This window comes from Stenotrophomonas sp. IS26 (assembly GCF_054188265.1).
On the sequence record NZ_JBSZJV010000013.1, the window covers coordinates 99200 to 118060 of the forward strand.

Annotated in this window: 13 protein-coding genes; 3 read left to right on the plus strand and 10 right to left on the minus strand. The window is 66.3% G+C overall.

Annotated features, from left to right (window positions below; genetic code table 11):
- Nucleotides 1-2 precede the first annotated feature (2 nt).
- On the plus strand, nt 3-3173 hold the full coding sequence (locus ACW6W5_RS12755; RefSeq protein ID WP_152154250.1) for an efflux RND transporter permease subunit: 3171 nt from the start codon (nt 3-5) through the stop codon (nt 3171-3173).
- 116 nt (nt 3174-3289) lie between these two features.
- Nucleotides 3290-4330, plus strand: coding sequence for a hypothetical protein (locus tag ACW6W5_RS12760; RefSeq protein ID WP_152154252.1), 1041 nt, complete (start codon nt 3290-3292; stop codon nt 4328-4330).
- Between the two features lie 68 nt (nt 4331-4398).
- On the opposite strand, the gene gdhA is transcribed toward ACW6W5_RS12760, so the two are convergent.
- The 9 genes from gdhA to ilvC form a co-directional block, all read right to left on the minus strand.
- Nucleotides 4399-5742, minus strand: a complete 1344-nt coding sequence (gene gdhA / locus ACW6W5_RS12765; RefSeq protein ID WP_152154254.1) for an NADP-specific glutamate dehydrogenase — start codon at nt 5740-5742, stop codon at nt 4399-4401.
- A gap of 109 nt (nt 5743-5851) precedes the next feature.
- On the minus strand, nt 5852-6913 hold the full coding sequence (gene leuB / locus ACW6W5_RS12770; RefSeq protein ID WP_152154256.1) for a 3-isopropylmalate dehydrogenase: 1062 nt from the start codon (nt 6911-6913) through the stop codon (nt 5852-5854).
- Nucleotides 6903-7481, minus strand: coding sequence for a 3-isopropylmalate dehydratase small subunit (gene leuD / locus ACW6W5_RS12775; RefSeq protein WP_152154259.1), 579 nt, complete (start codon nt 7479-7481; stop codon nt 6903-6905). The genes leuB and leuD overlap by 11 nt, the downstream gene beginning before the upstream one ends.
- Nucleotides 7481-8902, minus strand: a complete 1422-nt coding sequence (gene leuC / locus ACW6W5_RS12780) for a 3-isopropylmalate dehydratase large subunit (RefSeq protein WP_152154261.1) — start codon at nt 8900-8902, stop codon at nt 7481-7483. Before leuC ends, leuD begins: the two co-directional genes overlap by 1 nt.
- Before the next feature lie 39 nt (nt 8903-8941).
- The gene (locus ACW6W5_RS12785; RefSeq protein WP_152154268.1) at nt 8942-10489 is read right to left on the minus strand and encodes a 2-isopropylmalate synthase; all 1548 of its coding nucleotides are present in this window, start codon (nt 10487-10489) and stop codon (nt 8942-8944) included.
- Nucleotides 10490-10491: 2 nt separating this feature from the next.
- Nucleotides 10492-11589 (minus strand): threonine dehydratase, encoded by a 1098-nt coding sequence (locus ACW6W5_RS12790; protein ID WP_152154270.1) that lies wholly within the window; start codon nt 11587-11589, stop codon nt 10492-10494.
- Nucleotides 11590-11766: 177 nt separating this feature from the next.
- On the minus strand, nt 11767-12027 hold the full coding sequence (locus tag ACW6W5_RS12795) for an ACT domain-containing protein (protein WP_070473596.1): 261 nt from the start codon (nt 12025-12027) through the stop codon (nt 11767-11769).
- Nucleotides 12011-13744, minus strand: a complete 1734-nt coding sequence (gene ilvG, locus ACW6W5_RS12800) for an acetolactate synthase 2 catalytic subunit (protein ID WP_152154263.1) — start codon at nt 13742-13744, stop codon at nt 12011-12013. Before ilvG ends, ACW6W5_RS12795 begins: the two co-directional genes overlap by 17 nt.
- A 39-nt stretch (nt 13745-13783) precedes the next feature.
- A complete protein-coding gene (gene ilvC, locus ACW6W5_RS12805) occupies nt 13784-14758 on the minus strand; it encodes a ketol-acid reductoisomerase (RefSeq protein ID WP_121039599.1) in 975 nt (324 codons plus the stop codon).
- Nucleotides 14759-15414: 656 nt separating this feature from the next.
- Here ilvC and ggt point away from each other — a divergent pair.
- Nucleotides 15415-17133: a gamma-glutamyltransferase gene (gene ggt / locus ACW6W5_RS12810; RefSeq protein WP_183073699.1), complete on the plus strand. Its 1719-nt coding sequence runs from the start codon at nt 15415-15417 to the stop codon at nt 17131-17133.
- Nucleotides 17134-17458: 325 nt separating this feature from the next.
- On the opposite strand, the gene ACW6W5_RS12815 is transcribed toward ggt, so the two are convergent.
- The gene (locus ACW6W5_RS12815; protein ID WP_152154523.1) at nt 17459-18373 is read right to left on the minus strand and encodes an IS110 family RNA-guided transposase; all 915 of its coding nucleotides are present in this window, start codon (nt 18371-18373) and stop codon (nt 17459-17461) included.
- Between the last annotated feature and the right edge of the window lie 488 nt (nt 18374-18861).

The window sequence follows — 18861 nt, forward strand, 5'->3', positions numbered from 1 at the left end:
CCGTGCGCCGCTTCAACCTCTCCGAATGGGCGCTGGGCAACCGGCCACTGGTGCTGTTTGCGATGCTGGCCTTCGCGATCATCGGCGCGTGGTCGTACAAGCACCTGGGCCAGTCCGAGGATCCACCGTTCACCTTCAAGGTGATGGTGGTGCGCACGAACTGGCCCGGCGCGACCGCCGAACAGGTCTCACGCCAGGTCACCGAGCCGATCGAGAAGGCACTGCTGAACACCGGGCAGTATGAGTTCATCCGCTCCTACTCGCGCCCGGGCGAATCGCAGGTGATCTTCGTGGCGCGCGACAGCCTGCGCTCCAAGGCGATTCCCGACCTGTGGTACCAGGTGCGCAAGCGTGTGGGCGACATCAAGCCGACCCTGCCGCGCGAAATCGTCGGCCCGTTCTTCAACGACGAGTTCGGCGATACCTTCGGCAACATCTACGCGTTGACCGGGCAGGGCTTCGACTACGCGGTGATGCGCGATTACGCCGACCGCATCCAGCTGGAACTGCAGCGCGTGCCGGATGTCGGCAAGATCGAGCTGGAAGGCCTGCAGGACGAGAAGGTCTGGATCGAGCTGTCCAACACCAAGCTGGCCACGCTGGGCGTGTCGCTGCAGCAGGTGCAGCAGGCATTGGCCGACCAGAATGCCATTGCCGCCACCAGCTTCTTTGAAACCCCGACCGACCGGGTGCAGCTGCGCGTCACCGGCCAGTTCAAGAGCGTGGAGGACATCCGCAGCTTCCCGATCCAGGCCGGCGACCGCACCGTGCACCTGGGCGACATTGCCGAGATCAAACGTGGTTTTGCCGATCCGGCGTCGCCGAAGATGCGCTTCATGGGCGAAGACGCGATCGGCATCGCCGTGGCGATGAAAGACGGCGGCGACATCCTCAAGCTGGGCAGTACCCTGGATGCCGAATTCGAACGCCTGCAGAAAACGCTGCCGGCCGGCATGCAGCTGCGCAAGGTCTCCGACCAGCCGCATGCGGTGGAGGAGTCCGTCGGCGAGTTCGTGCAGGTGCTCACTGAAGCGGTGGTGATCGTGCTGCTGGTGAGCTTCTTCTCGCTCGGCCTGCGCACCGGCCTGGTGGTGGGTGTGACCATTCCGCTGGTGCTGGCGATGACCTTCTTCGTCATGCATTACTTCGGCATCGGCCTGCACAAGATTTCCCTCGGCGCGCTGGTGCTGGCGCTGGGCCTGCTGGTGGACGATGCGATCATCGCGGTGGAGATGATGGCCACCAAGATGGAGCAGGGCTACGACCGCCTGCGCGCGGCCAGCTTCGCGTGGGAGTCGACCGCGTTCCCGATGCTGACCGGCACGCTGATCACCGCGGCCGGCTTCCTGCCGATCGCCACGGCCGCTTCCAGCACCGGCGAATACACCCGCTCGCTGTTCCAGGTGGTGACCATCGCGCTGGTGGTGTCGTGGATCGCCGCGGTGCTGTTCATCCCGTACCTGGGCGACAAGATGTTGCCGGACCTGTTCAACCCGCAGCCGCCCAAGCCGGACAGCCTGGCAGGGCGCTGGCATGCCCGCCGCCTGCAGTGGGCCGACCGCCATCCCGCGTTCGCGCGCTGGATCGCGCCGAAGGTGCATGCGCACGACCAGGATCCGTATCAGCGTCCGTTCTACGTGCGCTTCCGCCGTTTCCTGGATGTCTGCCTGCGCCATCGCTGGTGGGTGATCGCCGCCACGGCCGCGCTGTTCGTGTTCTCGCTGCTGATCTTCCGCTTCGTGCCCCAGCAGTTCTTCCCGGATTCGACCCGCCCGGAACTGATGGTTGACATCGAACTGGCCGAGGGTGCCTCGTTGCAGGCCACCCAGGCGCAGGCGACCAAGCTGGAAAAGCTGCTCAAGGACCGCGAAGGCATCAGCAATTACGTGGCCTACGTGGGCACCGGCTCGCCGCGCTTCTACCTGCCGTTGGACCAGCAGCTGCCGGCCACCAACTTCTCGCAGTTCGTGGTGCTGACCGAGAACGCCACCGCACGTGAGGCGACCCGCGACTGGCTGCTCAAGGACGTGATTCCGCAGTTCCCGGACGTGCAGATGCGCGTGACCCGCCTGGAGAACGGCCCGCCGGTCGGCTACCCGGTGCAGATGCGCATCTCCGGCGAGCACATCGAGCAGGTGCAGGCCATCGCACGGCAGGTGGAAGCCAAGGTGCGCGCAAACCCGCACGTGATGAACGTCAACCTGGATTGGAGCGAGCCGAGCAAAGTGGTGCGGCTGGTGATCGACCAGGACCGTGCACGCGCACTGGGTGTGAGCAGCGCGCAGGTGAGCCAGCTGCTGGGCACGTCGTTGTCGGGCATGAGCGTGAGCACCTATCGGGAGGGCAACCGCCTGATCGAGATGCTGCTGCGTGGCCCGGACAACGAACGTGTGCGGCTGGACATGCTGGGCAGCCTGGCCATTCCGACCGCCAGCGGGACCTCGGTGACGCTGTCGCAGGTGGCGCGCCTGGAGTACGTGTTCGAGGACGGCATCATCTGGCACCGCAACCGCCTGCCGACGGTGACCGTGCGCGCCGACATTGCCGACGCGAAGCAGCCGCTGGACGTGGTGCAGCAGATCCTGCCGACGCTGGAGGGCATCCGTGCCGAGCTGCCGTCCGGCTACCTGCTGGAAACCGGCGGTACGGTGGAGGATTCCACCCGTGGCCAGGATTCGATCAAGGCCGGCATGCCGCTGTTCCTGATCGTGGTGGCCACCTTGCTGATGCTGCAGCTGCGCAGCTTCTCGCGTGCGGCGATGGTGCTGGTCACCGCACCGCTGGGCATCATCGGCGCGACCCTGTTCCTGCTGCTGTTCCGCGCGCCGTTCGGCTTCGTGGCGTTGCTGGGGACGATCGCGCTGGCCGGCATGATCATGCGCAACTCGGTGATCCTGATCGATCAGATCCAGCAGGATATCGACGCCGGGCATGACCGCTGGCACGCGATCATCGACGCCACCGTGCGCCGCTTCCGCCCGATCGTGCTGACCGCGCTGGCGGCGGTGCTGGCGATGATCCCGCTGTCGCGCAGTGCGTTCTACGGTTCGATGGCGATCTCGATCATGGGCGGCCTGATCGTCGGTACCGTGCTGACCCTGGTGTTCCTGCCGGCACTGTATGCGGCGTGGTTCCGGGTGAAGCCGGACGAGGCCAAGACCAGCGAAGGCTGAGGGACGATGAAGCCGGCCGATGGCCGGCTTCATGCTTTCAGTGCGACGCGAATGCCTGTCGTCTTTGCGGTGCCTGCAAGCGCACAATGCACACCGGATTTCTTCGGTCGCGCATGATGTCTTCACGTTCCTCTTCTCGGTTCGCCACTGCGGCGGCGATCGTTCTGGTGATGGTTTCCGCGTTGCCAGCGCAGGCGAACCCCGCTGCGAGTTTTCAGCGCGATCTCGTCGAGCTGCTGGAGTGCCGTGCCTCACCGGCAACGATGCAGGCGGTGACGACCGCGTTGCGTGGCGCACGGTATGGCACGCCGCAGGAACGACCGGCCCATCGGAAGGGCTGGAGCTTCACGCGCAGCGGTGACGAGGAGCACGCGACGACCCTCATCGACATGCCGGTGACGTTGACGGCACACGGCATCACAACGCACCGCGTGGTGGCGGATGACATGGGCTTCTCCATTCCCATCGATGCAGGGCAGCGTGCGCGCATCGTTGGCGAGAACGGACTTCGGCACCGGTCGAATACGTTGCGTGAGCCGTTCCAGGTCTGGTCGCCACCAGAGGCATCCGGCGATGCGTCATCGCCGGGCGGCATCGTGGTGAGCAGCGATGGTGAGGGCTATCGGGTGGGATGTGACTACCCCGGTCCGATGCGCGAGGCGCGTGTTCCACCGCGATTGCGCGAGACGGCCACGGCAAGTGATGTTGGCGCCGCGCTCGAATGTCGGGCTGACGACGCTGCCATGCAGCGCATCGCCAACCTGTGGGAGCGTGTGTCGGAACTGTCGCCGCTGGCATGGCCGGACAATGTCCGCGCGGTGGCCGAGCATGAGTACCTTGCCGATGGCCAGGAGATGCCGGTCATGGTCATCACCCTGGAGCAGCCGGTGGCGTTGAAGGGCTTGGCTGCGACGTCGCTCGTCCTCGCGTATGGCGGCTATGTCGCAGCCGACATGGGCGATGCGCCGCTGAAGGCGGTGCTCGATGCCACTGGCCTGGGCGCAGCGGATCGTCAGGCGGAAGGGCATTGGATGCGCGAAGCATCCCGGGAGGCGTCGTCCGGATACACGCGCGTGCAGGCATTCAGCGTGATATCCACCGATGGCGGCGCCGTGCTGGCTGGGTGCATGACGAGCGAGGTCCGCTCGGCGCACTGACCGCTGCGGCGGGAAATGCTGCAGGGCGCAGCGGATGAACACCGCTGCACCGCTTCACCCATCTACCCTCAGTAAACGCCCTGCGCCAGCATCGCATCGGCCACCTTGACGAAGCCGGCGATATTGGCGCCATCCACGTAGTTCACGCTGCCATCGGCGCGCTTGCCGTGGCGCACGCAGTTGGCGTGGATGTCCTTCATGATCCCGTGCAGACGCTCATCGACATCGGCGTGATGCCACGACAGGCGCTGCGCGTTCTGGCTCATTTCCAGCCCCGAGGTGGCCACGCCGCCGGCGTTGCTGGCCTTGCCCGGCGCATACAGGGTGCCCGCCTTGAGGAAGACCTCCATGGCCTCGAGTGTCGATGGCATGTTGGCGCCTTCGGCCACGCACAGCACCCCGTTGTCGACCAGGGCGCGGGCGTCGTCTTCGTCCAGCTCGTTCTGGGTCGCGCAGGGCAACGCGATCTCGGCCGGGATATGCCAGGGGCGCTTGCCGTCCAGGTACTCGAAGCGTGTGTCATCGGCCAGTTCGGACAGGCAGCCGCGGCGCTCGTTGCGCAGTTCCACCACCTCCTGCAGCGCCGCCTCATCGAAGCCATCACGGGCGTACAGCGTGCCGCCGGAATCGGAGAGCGTGAGCACTTTCGCGCCCAGTTCGATGGCCTTGATCGCGGCATGCTGGGCGACGTTGCCAGCGCCGGAAATCAACACTTTCGCGCCATCGGTATCGCGCCGCGCATGGTGCAGCATCTGCTCGACGAAATAGACGGTACCGAAGCCGGTCGCCTCCGGGCGCATCAGGCTGCCACCGTAGGACAGGCCTTTGCCGGTGAACACGCAGGAGGCGTCATTGGTGATCTTCTTCATCATGCCGGTCATGTAGCCAACCTCACGTGCGCCCACGCCGATGTCACCGGCCGGCACATCGGTATCGGCACCAAGGTGACGATGGAGCTCCAGCATCAGTGCTTGGCAGAAGCGCATCACTTCGGTATCGCTGCGGCCTTTGGGATTGAAATCCGAGCCGCCTTTGCCACCGCCCATCGGCAGGGTCGTCAGCGCGTTCTTCAGCGTCTGCTCGAACGCGAGGAACTTCAGGATCGACTGGTTGACCGACGGATGGAAGCGCATGCCGCCCTTGAACGGACCGATTGCCGAACTGTGCTGCACGCGCCAGCCGCGGTTCACATGGGTCTTGCCGGCGTCATCGGCCCAGGCCACGCGGAACTGGATCACCCGCTCCGGCTCCACCAGCCGCTCCAGCAGGCCCTGTTCCAGGTAGCGGGGGTTGCGCTCCAGGAACGGCCACAGGCTCTGGATCACTTCTTTGACGGCCTGCAGGAATTCCGGCTGATGCGGATCGCGCTGGGCCACGTGGTTGAGAAAGTCGACAGAGGAACGATGGTTCAAGGGCTTTCCTTGTTGGGGGCCAGCCGCTGGCAGCGACGTGACCGACGGGACAGGGAGGCCGTGCGGGATGTGGAAACACGAACGCGGCCCTGAGGCCGCGTCCTTGCGATCATTGCAGCTTGGCAAGGACCGCGTCGGTCGCTGCGGCGGTACTCACCGCATAACCCTTGGCGGCGAGATCGGCGGTGAACACGCCGTCATCCAGCACGGCATACACCGCTGCCTCGACCGTAGCAGCCTCGTCGTCCAGCCCCAGTGAATGCCGCAGCAGCATCGCCGCGCTGAAGATCGTGGCATACGGATTGGCGATTCCCTTGCCAGCGATGTCCGGCGCCGAGCCGTGGATCGGCTCGTAGATGCCCACTGCGCCGGGTTCGCCCAGCGACGCTGAGGGCAGCAGGCCGAGCGAACCGGCCAGCATCGAGGCTTCGTCGGTGAGGATGTCGCCGAACATGTTCTCGGTCACGATCACGTCGTACTCGCGCGGCTTGGCCAGCAGGTGCATGGCCATCGAATCGACCAGCTGGTGCTCCAAGGCGATGTCCGGGAATTCCTCGCGGCCGATCCGGGCGGCGACATCACGCCACAGGCGCGAGGTTTCCAGCACGTTGGCCTTGTCCACCGAGGTGACCTTGCCGCGGCGGGTCTGCGCCAGCCGGAACGCGGTGCGCATGACGCGCTCGATCTCGCCCACGCTGTAGCTGCACAGGTCGCTGGCGGTATCGGCAGTGCGGGTCTTCTCACCGAAGTAGATGCCGCCGGTCAGCTCACGCACGACCACGAAGTCCACGCCCTCCAGCAGCTCGGCCTTGATCGGCGAGGCGCCAAGCGCGGCCGCATGCGTGCGTACCGGGCGCAGGTTGGCGTACAGCCCCAGCGCCTTGCGGATCGCCAGCAGGCCCTGCTCCGGGCGGACCTTGGCATTCGGGTCGGACCACTTCGGCCCGCCGACCGCACCGAGCAGGATGGCGTCTGCCTTGCGGCAGGCGTCCAGCGTGGCGGCCGGCAGCGGCTCGCCGTGGCGATCGATGGCGATGCCACCGATGTCGTGTTCCTGGAACCCGAAGCTGTGTCCGAAACGGGTGGCGACGGCCTCCAGCACCGCCACGGCGGCAGCGGCGACTTCCGGACCGATGCCGTCACCCGGCAATACGACAATCTCAGCGTGCATGTTCACTCTCGTAACGTTCAATGTCAGGGGTACGGCCCAACAGATACCCCAATTGGTCCACGCCTTCCAGCAGGCAGGTCTGTGAGAAGCCGTCCAGCGGGAAGGCATACACGCGCCCATCGGGGGTGCGCAGTTCGCGCGCGGCCACATCGATGGTCAATGCGTCATCCGGGCGTTGCATCAGCGTCTGCACATCGGCTTCGTCCAGCACGATCGGCAGCAGACCGTTCTTCAGCGAGTTGCCGCGGAAGATATCGGCGATCTCGCTGCTGACGATGGCGCGCAGGCCCAGGTCGGTCAGGGCCCACGGCGCATGCTCACGCGAGGAGCCGCAGCCGAAGTTGCGGCCGGCCAGCAGGATGCTGCGGCCAGCGTTGTGCGGCTGGTTGAAGGCGAACGCCGGGTTCGGCACGCCCTCGCGCTGCCAGCGCCAATCATTGAACGCGTGCTTGCCCAGGCCGACGCGCTCGGTGGTGGACAGAAAGCGCGCCGGAATGATCTGGTCGGTGTCGATGTTGGTCTCGCGCAGCACCACGCTGGTCGAGGTCAGGGTACGGAAGCCGCTCATCAGGCCACCTCCAGCGTGGCATACAGTTCGCGCGGGTCAGCCACGCGGCCGTTCACCGCGGCCCAGGCGGCCGTCATCGGCGAGGCCAGCAGGGTGCGCGAGCCGGGGCCTTGGCGACCTTCGAAATTGCGGTTGCTGGTGCTGACCGCCAGTTGCCCCGGCGCGACCAGATCGCCGTTCATGGCGATGCACATCGAGCAGCCCGGCTCGCGCCATTCGGCACCGGCCGCGCGCACCACCACATCGATGCCTTCGGCTTCGGCCTGACGCTTGACGATTTCCGAGCCCGGCACCACCAGCATGCGCACGCGGTCAGCGACACGGCGGCCCTGCAGCACCTGCGCCACCTCGCGCATGTCGCTCAGGCGGCCGTTGGTGCAGGAACCGACGAACACCACATCCACCGGGGTGCCGGCCAAGGTCTGCCCGGCGTGGAAGTGCATGTAATCCAGGCCCTTCTGCGCGGCCGCGTCGTTGGCCGCCGGAATCGGCTGGTCCACCGCGATGGCGGTGCCGGGGTGGGTGCCCCAGGTCAGGGTGGGGCGGATGTCGGCGGCCTCGATGTGGACCTCGACATCGAAGCGCGCACCTTCATCGCTGCGCAGCTGCGACCACGCGGCCACGGCGGTATCGAAGTCGGCGCCCTTGGGGCCACGCGGGGTGGCGGCCACCCAGTCGAAGGTGATCTGGTCGGGGGCGACCATGCCGGCACGTGCCCCGGCTTCGATGGACATGTTGCACAACGTCATGCGCTGTTCCATGTCCATCGCTTCGATCGCGCTGCCACGGAACTCCAGCACATGGCCGGTACCGCCGTTGACGCCGATCACACCGATGATGTGCAGCACCACGTCCTTGGCGCCGACACCCTGGGCCAGCGCGCCATCGACGGTGATCGCCATCGTCCTGGCTTTACGCTGCAGCAGGCACTGCGTCGCCAGCACATGGCCGACCTCGCTGGTGCCGATACCGAAGGCCAGCGCGCCAAATGCACCATGCGTGGAGGTGTGGCTGTCGCCACAGACGATGGTCATACCCGGCTGGGTGAAGCCCTGTTCGGGGGCGATCACGTGCACGATGCCGCGGCTGGCCGACTGCAGGTCGAACAGCTCGATGCCATGCGCGGCACAGTTGTCGGCCAGCATCGCTACCTGGGCTTCGGAGGCGGCGCTGGCATAGGGCAGCTTGCCGTCGGCGCCGGCCGGCAGGGTGGGGGTGGAGTGATCCATCGTGGCCTTGGTCCGGTCCGGCCGACGCGGGGAGAGGCCGCGCTCGCGCAGTTCGGTGAAGGCCTGCGGCGAGGTCACTTCGTGGATCAGGTGCAGGTCGATGTACAGCACGGCGGGCGCGCTGTCGGTCTCGGGAACGACGACGTGGGCATCCCACAGTTTGTCGTACAGGGTGCGGGGAGCTGGGGTCATGGACTGGCCTTGCTGCGGTTCGGGGTACGTAGTGGGGGCTCAGGCCGCGGCGGTGGTCGCGGGCTGCTCGGCCGTCGCGTTGCGCTGGCGCAGCAGACGGTTGGCGACCTCCAGCCACGCCAGTGCGGAGGCTTCGATGATGTCGCGGCTGGTGCCGGTGCCTTCGTACTCCACACCCTCGTGGCGCACGCTCAGGTTGGCTTCGCCGCGCGCATCGGCGCCGATGCCCACACTGTGCACGTGGTAGCTGTCCAGCATCAACTGCACGCCGGTGGCGGCCGACAATGCGCCGAACAGTGCATCGACCGGACCATCGCCTTGGGCCGTCTCGGCAACGCGGTTGCCCTCCGGATCGGACAGCTCGACCAGCGCGTTGGCGCGGCTGCCCACATCGCTGATGGTCATCGAGGCCAGGCGATAGCCGTTCTGGGTCGCGCTGCCCTGCATCAGGGTCTGCAGGTCGGCGTCGGTGACCACGCGCTGCTGTTCGCACAGTGCCTTGAACTGTTCAAAGACGTGTTTCAGTTCCTCCTCGTACAGGAAGAAGCCCAGCGCACGCAGGCGTTGTTCGACCGCGGCGCGGCCACTGTGGCGGCCCAGCACCATCTGCGAGGATTCCCAGCCCACGTCTTCCGGGCGCATGATTTCGTAGGTGCCGCGGTGGCGCAGCATGCCGTGCTGGTGGATGCCCGACTCGTGAGCGAAGGCGTTGGCGCCGACGATCGCCTTGTTGCGCTGGACCGGCATGCCGACCAGGCGCTGCAGCAGCTGCGAGGTGGCCACGATGCGCGGGGTGTTGATGCGCGTGTCTTCGTCGTAGAAGGCATTGCGGACCTTCAGCACCATCGCGATTTCTTCCAGCGAGCAGTTGCCCGCGCGCTCGCCGATCCCGTTGACGGTGCATTCGACCTGACGCGCGCCGCCTTCGATGGCAGCCAGCGAGTTGGCCACGGCCAGGCCCAGATCGTTGTGGCAGTGCGCGCTGAAGATGATGCGGTCGCTGTCCGGCACGCCGGCGATCACGCGCTGGAACATGCCGCGGATCTCTTCCGGCGTGGTGAAGCCCACGGTGTCGGGCAGGTTGATGGTGGTCGCGCCGGCGGCCACGGCCACGCGGGCGACCTCGATCAGGAAGTCTTCCTCGGTACGCGTGGCATCTTCAGCGGAGAACTCCACATCGCCCACGTAGCTGCGGGCCAGGCTGACGTGCTTGTGTACCGACTCCAGTACCTGCTCGCGGCTCATGCGCAGCTTGTGCTCGCGGTGCAGCGGGCTGGTCGACAGGAACACATGCAGGCGCGGGTTCGCCGCGGCCTCCAGCGCCTTGGCCGAGGTTTCGATATCGGCGGCCAGGCAGCGCGACAGCACGGCCAGGGTCGGGCGTCGCACTTCGCGGGCGATCATCGCCATCGCTTCGCGGTCGGACTGGGAACTGGCCGGGAAGCCGGTTTCCATGACATCCACGCCCAGTTCGTCCAGTGCGCGGGCCATCACCAGCTTCTGCTGCGGGCTCATGCTGCAGCCGGGCGATTGCTCGCCGTCGCGCAGGGTGGTGTCGAAAATTCTGATTCGGGGGGAGGTGGGCATGGTCACCAGGAGGTCTCCTCGACGGCAAGGTCGGATGGGATGGCAGAGGTAGGAATCGAAGCGGAAATCGGGGATGTCGCGAGCACGGTTGGTAGGGGCGGGCGTGTTCGCTCGCTGGCGCGGCGGCGCGGTTTGCGCGGAGGGCGGGGACGGATGTCGGCCAGCAGCTGGGCCAATACCAGCGCATCGATGTTGCCACCGGAGACCACCGCGCACTTGCGCTTGCCGGCGACGCGGCGACCGGCGGCCAGTGCCAGCGCGCCGGCACCTTCGGCGATGACGTGCTCTTCCAGCGCCAGCCGCACCAGCGTCTCGCGCAGCTCGGCTTCACGCACGATCACCACATCGTCCAGCAGTGCACTGCACAGCTTGCGGGTCAGGAAACCGGGAATCTTCACCTTGACGCCGTCGGCCAGGGTGGCGACCGGGGCGATCTCACGCACGTCGCCGCGGATGGCGCGGGCCATCGAATCGACGCCCTCCACCTGTGCACCGACGATGCGCACGCCCTGCAATTTCAGCGCCAGCGCCACGCCGGACGCCAATCCACCGCCACCGATCGGCACGATCACCACGTCCGGCGCATGCGGGGCCAGCTCAATGCCCAAGGTGCCTTGGCCGGCGATCACGTCGGGGTCGTCGAAGGCGGACAGGAAGCGGTAACCGTGCTGGTCGGCCAGCGCGCGGGCGAAGGCGTAGGCCTCGTCGTAGCTCTCCCCGTGCTGGCGTACGGTGGCGCCCCAATGCGCCACGCCGGCGATCTTGGTGGCCGGTGCGCCGTGCGGCATCACCGTGATCGCCGGAATGTTCAGGCGGTAGGCGGCCCAGGCCACGCCCTGGGCGTGGTTGCCGGCCGAGGCGCAGATGACCGGGCGGTCATCGCCGCGTTCACGGCCGGCCAGCAGGGCGTTCAGTGCGCCGCGTACCTTGTAGGAGCCGGTGCGCTGCAGGTTCTCCAGCTTCAGCCACACGCCGAAACGCTCGGCGTAATGCAGCGGCGTGGGCGGCAGGAAGCGCCGCAGCCGCGCCTGCGCGGCCAGCACATCGGCGACGCTTACGTCGCCTACGTCCGGTTCCTGCGGGGTACGGCTAGCCGGCATCACGCACCCGGCCATGGTGATCGTTCCGGAGCGACGCGCGCTGCCACGGCGCACGGTGCGACGTCGTGCCTCCTGCAGCGCGGTGCGACGTTGTGCATCCTGCACGCGCACCATTTGCACATCCATGTGCTGCAAGAAGGCACCTCCGTACCGGCACCGATGCAACGGTGCGGGCGTTCATGCGGATACTCCAGTACCGGGCTCCAGTGCGCTGATGCGCACCGACACACAATCGTAGATCTTCTCGATCTGGCGGCGCAGCGTCTCCGGTGGACGCGTGCTGTCCACCACCAGCTGCAGGTGCCAGCGGCCATCATCGGCGGCATTGGGCGCACCGGCGATCGCGCGCGGCGCGAAGCCGCGGCGTTCGGCCATGCCGATCACGCGCAGCAGCGCGCCTTCGGCCGGGGTCAGCACCAGGTCAAGCCGGTATTGCATTGGGGAACTCCTGGGACTGATGAGCGGGGTTGCTTTCCAGCATCGTGCTGTTGGCATTGTTGGGCGGCACCAGCGGCCACACGTTGGCACGCGCATCGATGGCCACATGCAGCAGGGCCGGACCAGGCTGGGCCAGCATCGCGGCCAAACCACCTTCAACATCGTCACGCGCTTCGATGCGCGTGGCCGGAATGCCGAACACCTGCGCCAGCGCGGCGAAATCCGGGTTGTCGGACAGATCGATCTCGCTGTAGCGCTCGGCGAAGAACAGCTCCTGCCACTGGCGGACCATGCCCAGCGAGCTGTTGTCCAGCAGCACGATCTTCACCGGCAGGCGGCAGCGGGCGATGGTGACCAGCTCCTGCACGTTCATCATGAAACTGCCATCGCCGGAGACCAGCACCACGGTGCGATCCGGGCAGGCGAACTGCGCACCCATCGCTGCGGGCAGGCCGAAGCCCATGGTGCCCAGCGCGCCGCTGGTCAGGTGGTTGCGCGGGTGGGTGAAGCGGCAATGCTGGGCGACCCACATCTGATGCTGGCCGACATCGCAGGCGATGATCGCATCGCTCGGCGCCAGCTCGCTCAGGCGCTTCAGCAGCGCCGGGGCGTAGATGTGCTTGCCCGGTGCGTCGTAGCGCGGGGCGAAGCGTTCACGATGACCCTGGCAGCGCTTGGTCCAGGCCTCCTGCGTGGCCGGGGCGGTGGCCGCGGCGGTCAGTGCGCGCAGCGCCGTACCGACATTGCCCGGCACCGCGATGTCGGCGGTGCGCAGCTTGGAGATCTCGTACGCATCGGCATCGATATGCACGACGCGGGCAAACGGGGCGAACTCGTTCAACTTGCCGGTCGCGCGGTCATCGAAACGGGCGCCGACCACCACCAGCAGATCGCTTTCCTGCACGGCCATGTTGGCCGCGCGGGTGCCGTGCATGCCCAGCATGCCCAGATAGTGCGGATGCTGGGGCGGCAGCGCACCCAGGCCGCGCAGGGTCAACACGGTCGGAATACGGGTCGCCTCGACGAAGGCACGGAAGTCCTCCACCGCATCGCCCAGCGCCACGCCACCCCCGGCATAGATCACCGGCTTCTCGGCCCCGGCGATGGCGGCGATGGTCTGCGCGATGGCGTCGTCATTCGGCGCCGGCGGTGCGACCACCGTGGACGGCACGTGGTCCGGCAGGTGCGACGCATCGGCCACCTGCACGTCCTTGGGCAGATCGATCAGCACCGGCCCCGGGCGACCCTCGCGGGCGATGCGGAACGCATCGGCGACCACCTGCGGCAGGTCATCGACCGAGCGCACCAGCCAGCTGTGCTTGACGATCGGCAGGGTCAGCCCGAACACGTCCAGTTCCTGGAACGCATCGGTGCCCAGCAGCGGGGTGGCGACCTGGCCGGTGATGCAGACCATCGGCACCGAATCCAGCATCGCATCGGCGATGCCGGTGACCAGGTTGGAGGCGCCCGGGCCGGAGGTGGCGACGCAGACGCCGACCCGGCCGCTGGCACGGGCGAAACCGTTGGCGGCCAGGGCTGCGCCCTGCTCGTGGCGGACCAGGATGTGCTTCAGCCCGGAATCCACCAGGGCGTCATAGAACGGCATGATGGTGCCGCCCGGATAGCCGAACAGCGTATGCACGCCCTCGGCTTCCAGGGCCTGCGTCAACCAGCGTGCGCCGTTGCGGGGCGCGGTGCTGTGAGCGGAGGTATTCATGCGGTGACCTTTACGAAAGCGGGTGGGGGAGCCGCGCGTTTACGCGGCTTGACTTTGCAACCAGACCATCTTGGCGCGCAGTTCTTTGCCTACCTTCTCGATCGGGTGCTCCAGGTCGGCCTGCTTGAACTTGTTGTAGTTCGGCAGGCCCGCTTCGTACTCGGCCACCCAGTTCTTGGTGAAGGTGCCGTTCTGGATATCGGTCAACACGTCCTTCATGCGCGCCTTGGTGCCGGCGTCGATCACACGCGGGCCGCTGACGTAGTCGCCGTACTGCGCGGTTTCGGAGATGAATTCCAGCATGCGGGTGATGCCGCCTTCGTAGAACAGGTCCACGATCAGCTTCAGTTCGTGCAGTACTTCGTAGTAGGCGATTTCCGGCTGGTAGCCGGCTTCGACCAGGGTTTCGAAACCGGCCTGCACCAGTGCCGAAGCGCCACCGCACAGCACGGCCTGCTCGCCGAACAGATCGGTTTCGGTTTCTTCCTTGAAGGTGGTCTGGATCAGGTTGGCGCGCGCGCCACCCAGGCCACCGGCGTAGGCCAGGGCGAACTCGGCGGCCTTGCCGCTCTTGTCCTGGTAGACCGCCCAGATGCACGGCACGCCGCGGCCGATCTCATACTCGCGACGGACCAGCGCACCCGGGCCCTTCGGCGCGACCAGCACCACGTCCAGATCCTCGCGCGGTTTGATCATGTCGAAATGCACGTTCAGACCGTGCGCGAACAGCAGCACCGCGCCCTGTTTCATGTTCGGCGCGAGCACGTCTTCGTAGAGCTTCTTCTGCACCATGTCCGGGGTCAGCACGGCGACCAGATCGGCCTCTTTCACCGCCTCGGCCGGGGCTTTGACGGTGAAGCCGTCGGCCTGAGCCTTGACCTCGGTCGGACCGCCCGGGCGCAGCCCGACGACGACATCGAAACCGGATTCACGCAGATTCAGCGCGTGCGCGCGGCCCTGGCTGCCGTAGCCGACAACAGCGATCTTGATCTGGGGCAGGTCGTTGGTGCTCATGGGGGAGGTCCTTTGGAGGCAAGAAAAAAGAGGGCCGACGGTCAGCGACGCGTCGGCCCATCAGGGGAAGGGGTGGCACCGGCCTGGCCGCGAGCACACGCGAACGCACCCGCCGTGGGGGCGGTGGGCATCGGCTGGCTCGAGGTGGGCTGGGGGGTCATGGTGGAGGGCAACTCAGAGGGGAGGAGGGAAATCAAAGGGTTCTGAAACGAAAAAACCCGCACCTGGTCGGGTGCGGGTTTTGATGGATACCTGGCAGTCTTGCTTACACGCCGGTCCGTCCCGCACCTGTTGGTTGGGTAATAAGTACGAGGACGAGAAGCGAATGGATGGAGGCCGCGCCGTGGTCGGCGTGCTCGATGGATTCGCGGGTGGCTGTGCGCTGCAACATGAGATCGAGAAAACCACACGGGTTTTGGCGGTGTCAACCCTGGAAAGACAATTTCCATCGGTTTCGCCTGCATCCACCGCAAGGCCCCGCCGTACAAGGATGGTTGCGGCTGAAAGCGTTCCGATGAACTGGAATTCAGCATTTTGGTGCAGCGGATTGCGCGGATCGGGGGTCAATTTCAACCTCGGGGCATGACCATTGTGGGATGTCATCCAGCGGCCTCTGCCGCCACCATCGGGTGGCTACCACCCTCAGGAACCACCCCGTGTCCTCACGCCTTGCCCGCGGCCTGCTTGCCGCCGCCGTCCTGTGTGCCCTGCCCGCCGCGGCGATTGCCGCCGACCGGATCACCGGCCACACCTTTGCCACCCGCTCGGAGGTGATCGCCCCGCACGCGATGGCCGCCACTTCCCAGCCCCTCGCCACGCAGATCGCCCTGGACGTGATGAAGTCCGGTGGTTCGGCGGTGGATGCCGCGATCGCGGCCAATGCCGCCCTCGGTTTGATGGAGCCCACCGGCAACGGCGTCGGTGGTGATCTGTTCGCGATCGTGTGGGACCCCAGGACGCAGAAGCTGTATGGCTACAACGGCTCAGGCCGCTCGCCGAAGTCGCTGACCCTGGCCGAGTTCCAGCGCCGCGGCCTGAAGGAGATCCCGGCGACTGGCCCGCTGCCGGTCTCGGTGCCCGGCGCGGTGGATGGCTGGTTCGCCCTGCACGACCGCTTCGGCCGCAAGCCGATGGCCGACAACCTCGCGCCCGCGATCCGTTACGCCCGCGAGGGCCACCCGGTCGCCGAGGTCATCGCTTACTACTGGGACCGCTCGGTGCCCCGGCTGTCCAAGTACCCCGGTTTCACCGAGCAGTTCACGATCGATGGCCATGCCCCGCGCAAGGGCGAGATGTGGAAGAACCCGAACCTGGCCCACACCCTGGAGCAGATCGCCCAGGGCGGCCGCGATGCCTTCTACAAGGGCGACATCGCCCGCACCATCGGCACCTACTTCAAGGCCAACGGTGGCTACCTGAGCTATGACGACATGGCCAGCCATCATGGCGAGTGGGTCGAGCCGGTCAGCAGCAACTACCGCGGCTATGACGTATGGGAGCTGCCGCCGAACAGCCAGGGCATCGCCGCGCTGCAGATCCTCAACGTACTGGAAGGCTACGACTTCTCCAAGATCGCCTTCGGCTCACCCGAGCACGTGCACCTGTTCGTGGAAGCCAAGAAGCTCGCCTTCGCCGACCGCGCGCGCTTCTACACCGATCCGGCATTCCACCCGGCCCCGGTCGACCGGTTGATTTCCAAGGGCTACGCCGCTGAGCGCCGCAAGCTGATCTCGATGGACAAGGCCCTGAGTGAAGTGCAGCCGGGTACGCCCAAGCAGCTGCAGGAAGGCGACACGATTTACATGACCGTGGCGGATGCCGACGGCATGATGGTCTCGCTGATCCAGTCCAACTACCGCGGCATGGGCAGCGGCATGGCGCCTCCGGGCCTGGGGTTCATCCTGCAGGATCGTGGCGAGATGTTCGTGCTGCGCAAGGATCACCCGAACGGCTATGCGCCGGGCAAGCGCCCGTTCCAGACCATCATTCCGGGCTTCGTCACCAAGGACGGCAAGCCGTGGATGAGCTTCGGCGTGATGGGGGGCGCGATGCAGCCGCAGGGCCATGCGCAGATCGTGATGAACATGGTCGACTTCGGGATGAATCTGCAGGAAGCCGGCGATGCGCCGCGCATCCAGCACGAGGGCTCGACCGAGCCGACCGGGCAGGCGACGGCGATGAGCGATGGCGGCGAGGTGAATCTGGAAACCGGCTTCCCGTATGACACGGTGCGCGCGCTGATGCGCAAGGGCCACCGCGTGGTGTTCGCGGATGGTCCTTACGGTGGGTATCAGGCGATCCTGCGTGATCCGGAGACCGGGGTGTACTACGGCGCTTCGGAGAGCCGCAAGGATGGGCAGGCGGCGGGGTACTGATTCTCTCGTGCTCCGTAGTGCCGATCGCTGGTCTGCAGAAGCGCAGAGCAGAGCGTAAAGCAGGACGCTTTGGGGGCTACGGGTAGTGGGCCGGCCTGGGTGGGTTGGCGGGACACGCCGTGAATCCATCCATGGAGGCTCATGTCGCCGCATCCATGCGGCTCATGGTCCCGCCAACCCACCCAGGCCGACCCACCCACAATGGATCGGCGCCCATGCGAAAGCGGTAGTAACTGTGTTGCTGGAGGAGCTTCAGCCCCCAGCGGACGGGCGCGGTAGTGCCGGCCGCTGGCCGGCAGCCGTTGGAGATGTGCCCAGGCGCGCTTCAGGCGGGGATCGATTCGCTTTGAGCGTCGCGCATCCGGGCGTTGAGGATGACCAGCATCTTGCGCATGACAGCTACCAAGGCGACCTTGCTCGCCTTTCCTTTGGCTTTCAGGGTCGCGTAAAAGTCGCGTAGCTTGGGCTCGTAACGGATGGCAGTTAGCGCCGCCATGTAGAGCGCTTCGCGCACTACGGCCCGGCCCCCGGTGATGCTGCGCTTGCCCTGCCAGGTACCGCTCTCGCGGTTCATGGGAGCCAGGCCGACCAGCGAAGCAATGGCCTTGCTCCCCATTGTTCCCAGCTCGGGCAGTTCGCAGGCCAAGGTGCTGACCAGGATCGGCCCAGCGCCTTTGAGCGTTCCGATGTTCTTCCAGCCCGGCTGCGCGGCGAGCTGCTCGGCAATGGCCTTGTCCAGCTGTTTAAGATCTTCGGACAGCTGGGCAAGATGGCGCTGGTTGATCGTGATCAGGACTGGATCGGTCAGCTGCCGCAAGCGCTGCATCTCACTGACGCGCATCTGCACCAGATGACAGCGGCACTGGGCAAATTCGGCCAAACGCCGCTGCCACGGCGCCGGTGGCACGTAGCGGGTGAGCGGTAAAAGGTGAGCCATCTGCGCCAGCACGGCTGCATCGAGTCGATCGGTTTTGGCAGCACGTCCCGTAGCTTGGGCGAAGCGGCGTGCCCGAGCGGGATTGATGCGGACCATCGGAAGCCCAGCCTCGTGCAAAGCCTCCAGGGCGGCACGCTCGTAGCCGCCGCTGGCTTCCAGAACGACCTGCGTGATGGGCCATTGTTTCAGCCATTGAATCAGCCGCACAAAGCCGCGCTTGTCGTTGCTGAATTGGTCAAACGCCTGTTCATGGATAGCCACATCCAGCGTGGCCTGACTTACGTCGATCCCGATCCCATACATGGCAGAACTCCGCTAGGCTGACAGGGTCGAGAGCTCCCCCCCGCTTGCCCAGTCTTATCAGTCCGAGCGCCAACTCGATCAACTGTTCGGGCGGATCAGGGAGAAACCGGCGTGGGGACCCAAGCTACCTAGCGGTCGCAAGACCTAGAGCCACACGGTCGCCCACGCCGGGCTCTCGGCACCTAAAGTGCCAGATCGGCAAGAGATAAGAGCCACGCCATGCGTGGCTCCTTTTTTCTCAACGATGATCCGATGCGTCAGGTGCACGCTGCTGTGCCGAGCGTTGCTCGGCTGCGTTGCCCGAATTACCCCAAGCGCACTGCGCGGAACGTCGACTGTGTCGAGCTTGGCTACGCTGCTCGCGTTGGAACTCTGACACTGTGAGTCGGGCGCGCCTTGCCTGGCACTGCTCGGCGGCTTTACCAGAACCACCTTGAAACTGTGAGCGGGACGGGGCGGGTGGGTTGTCGGGACCATGAGCGCCATGG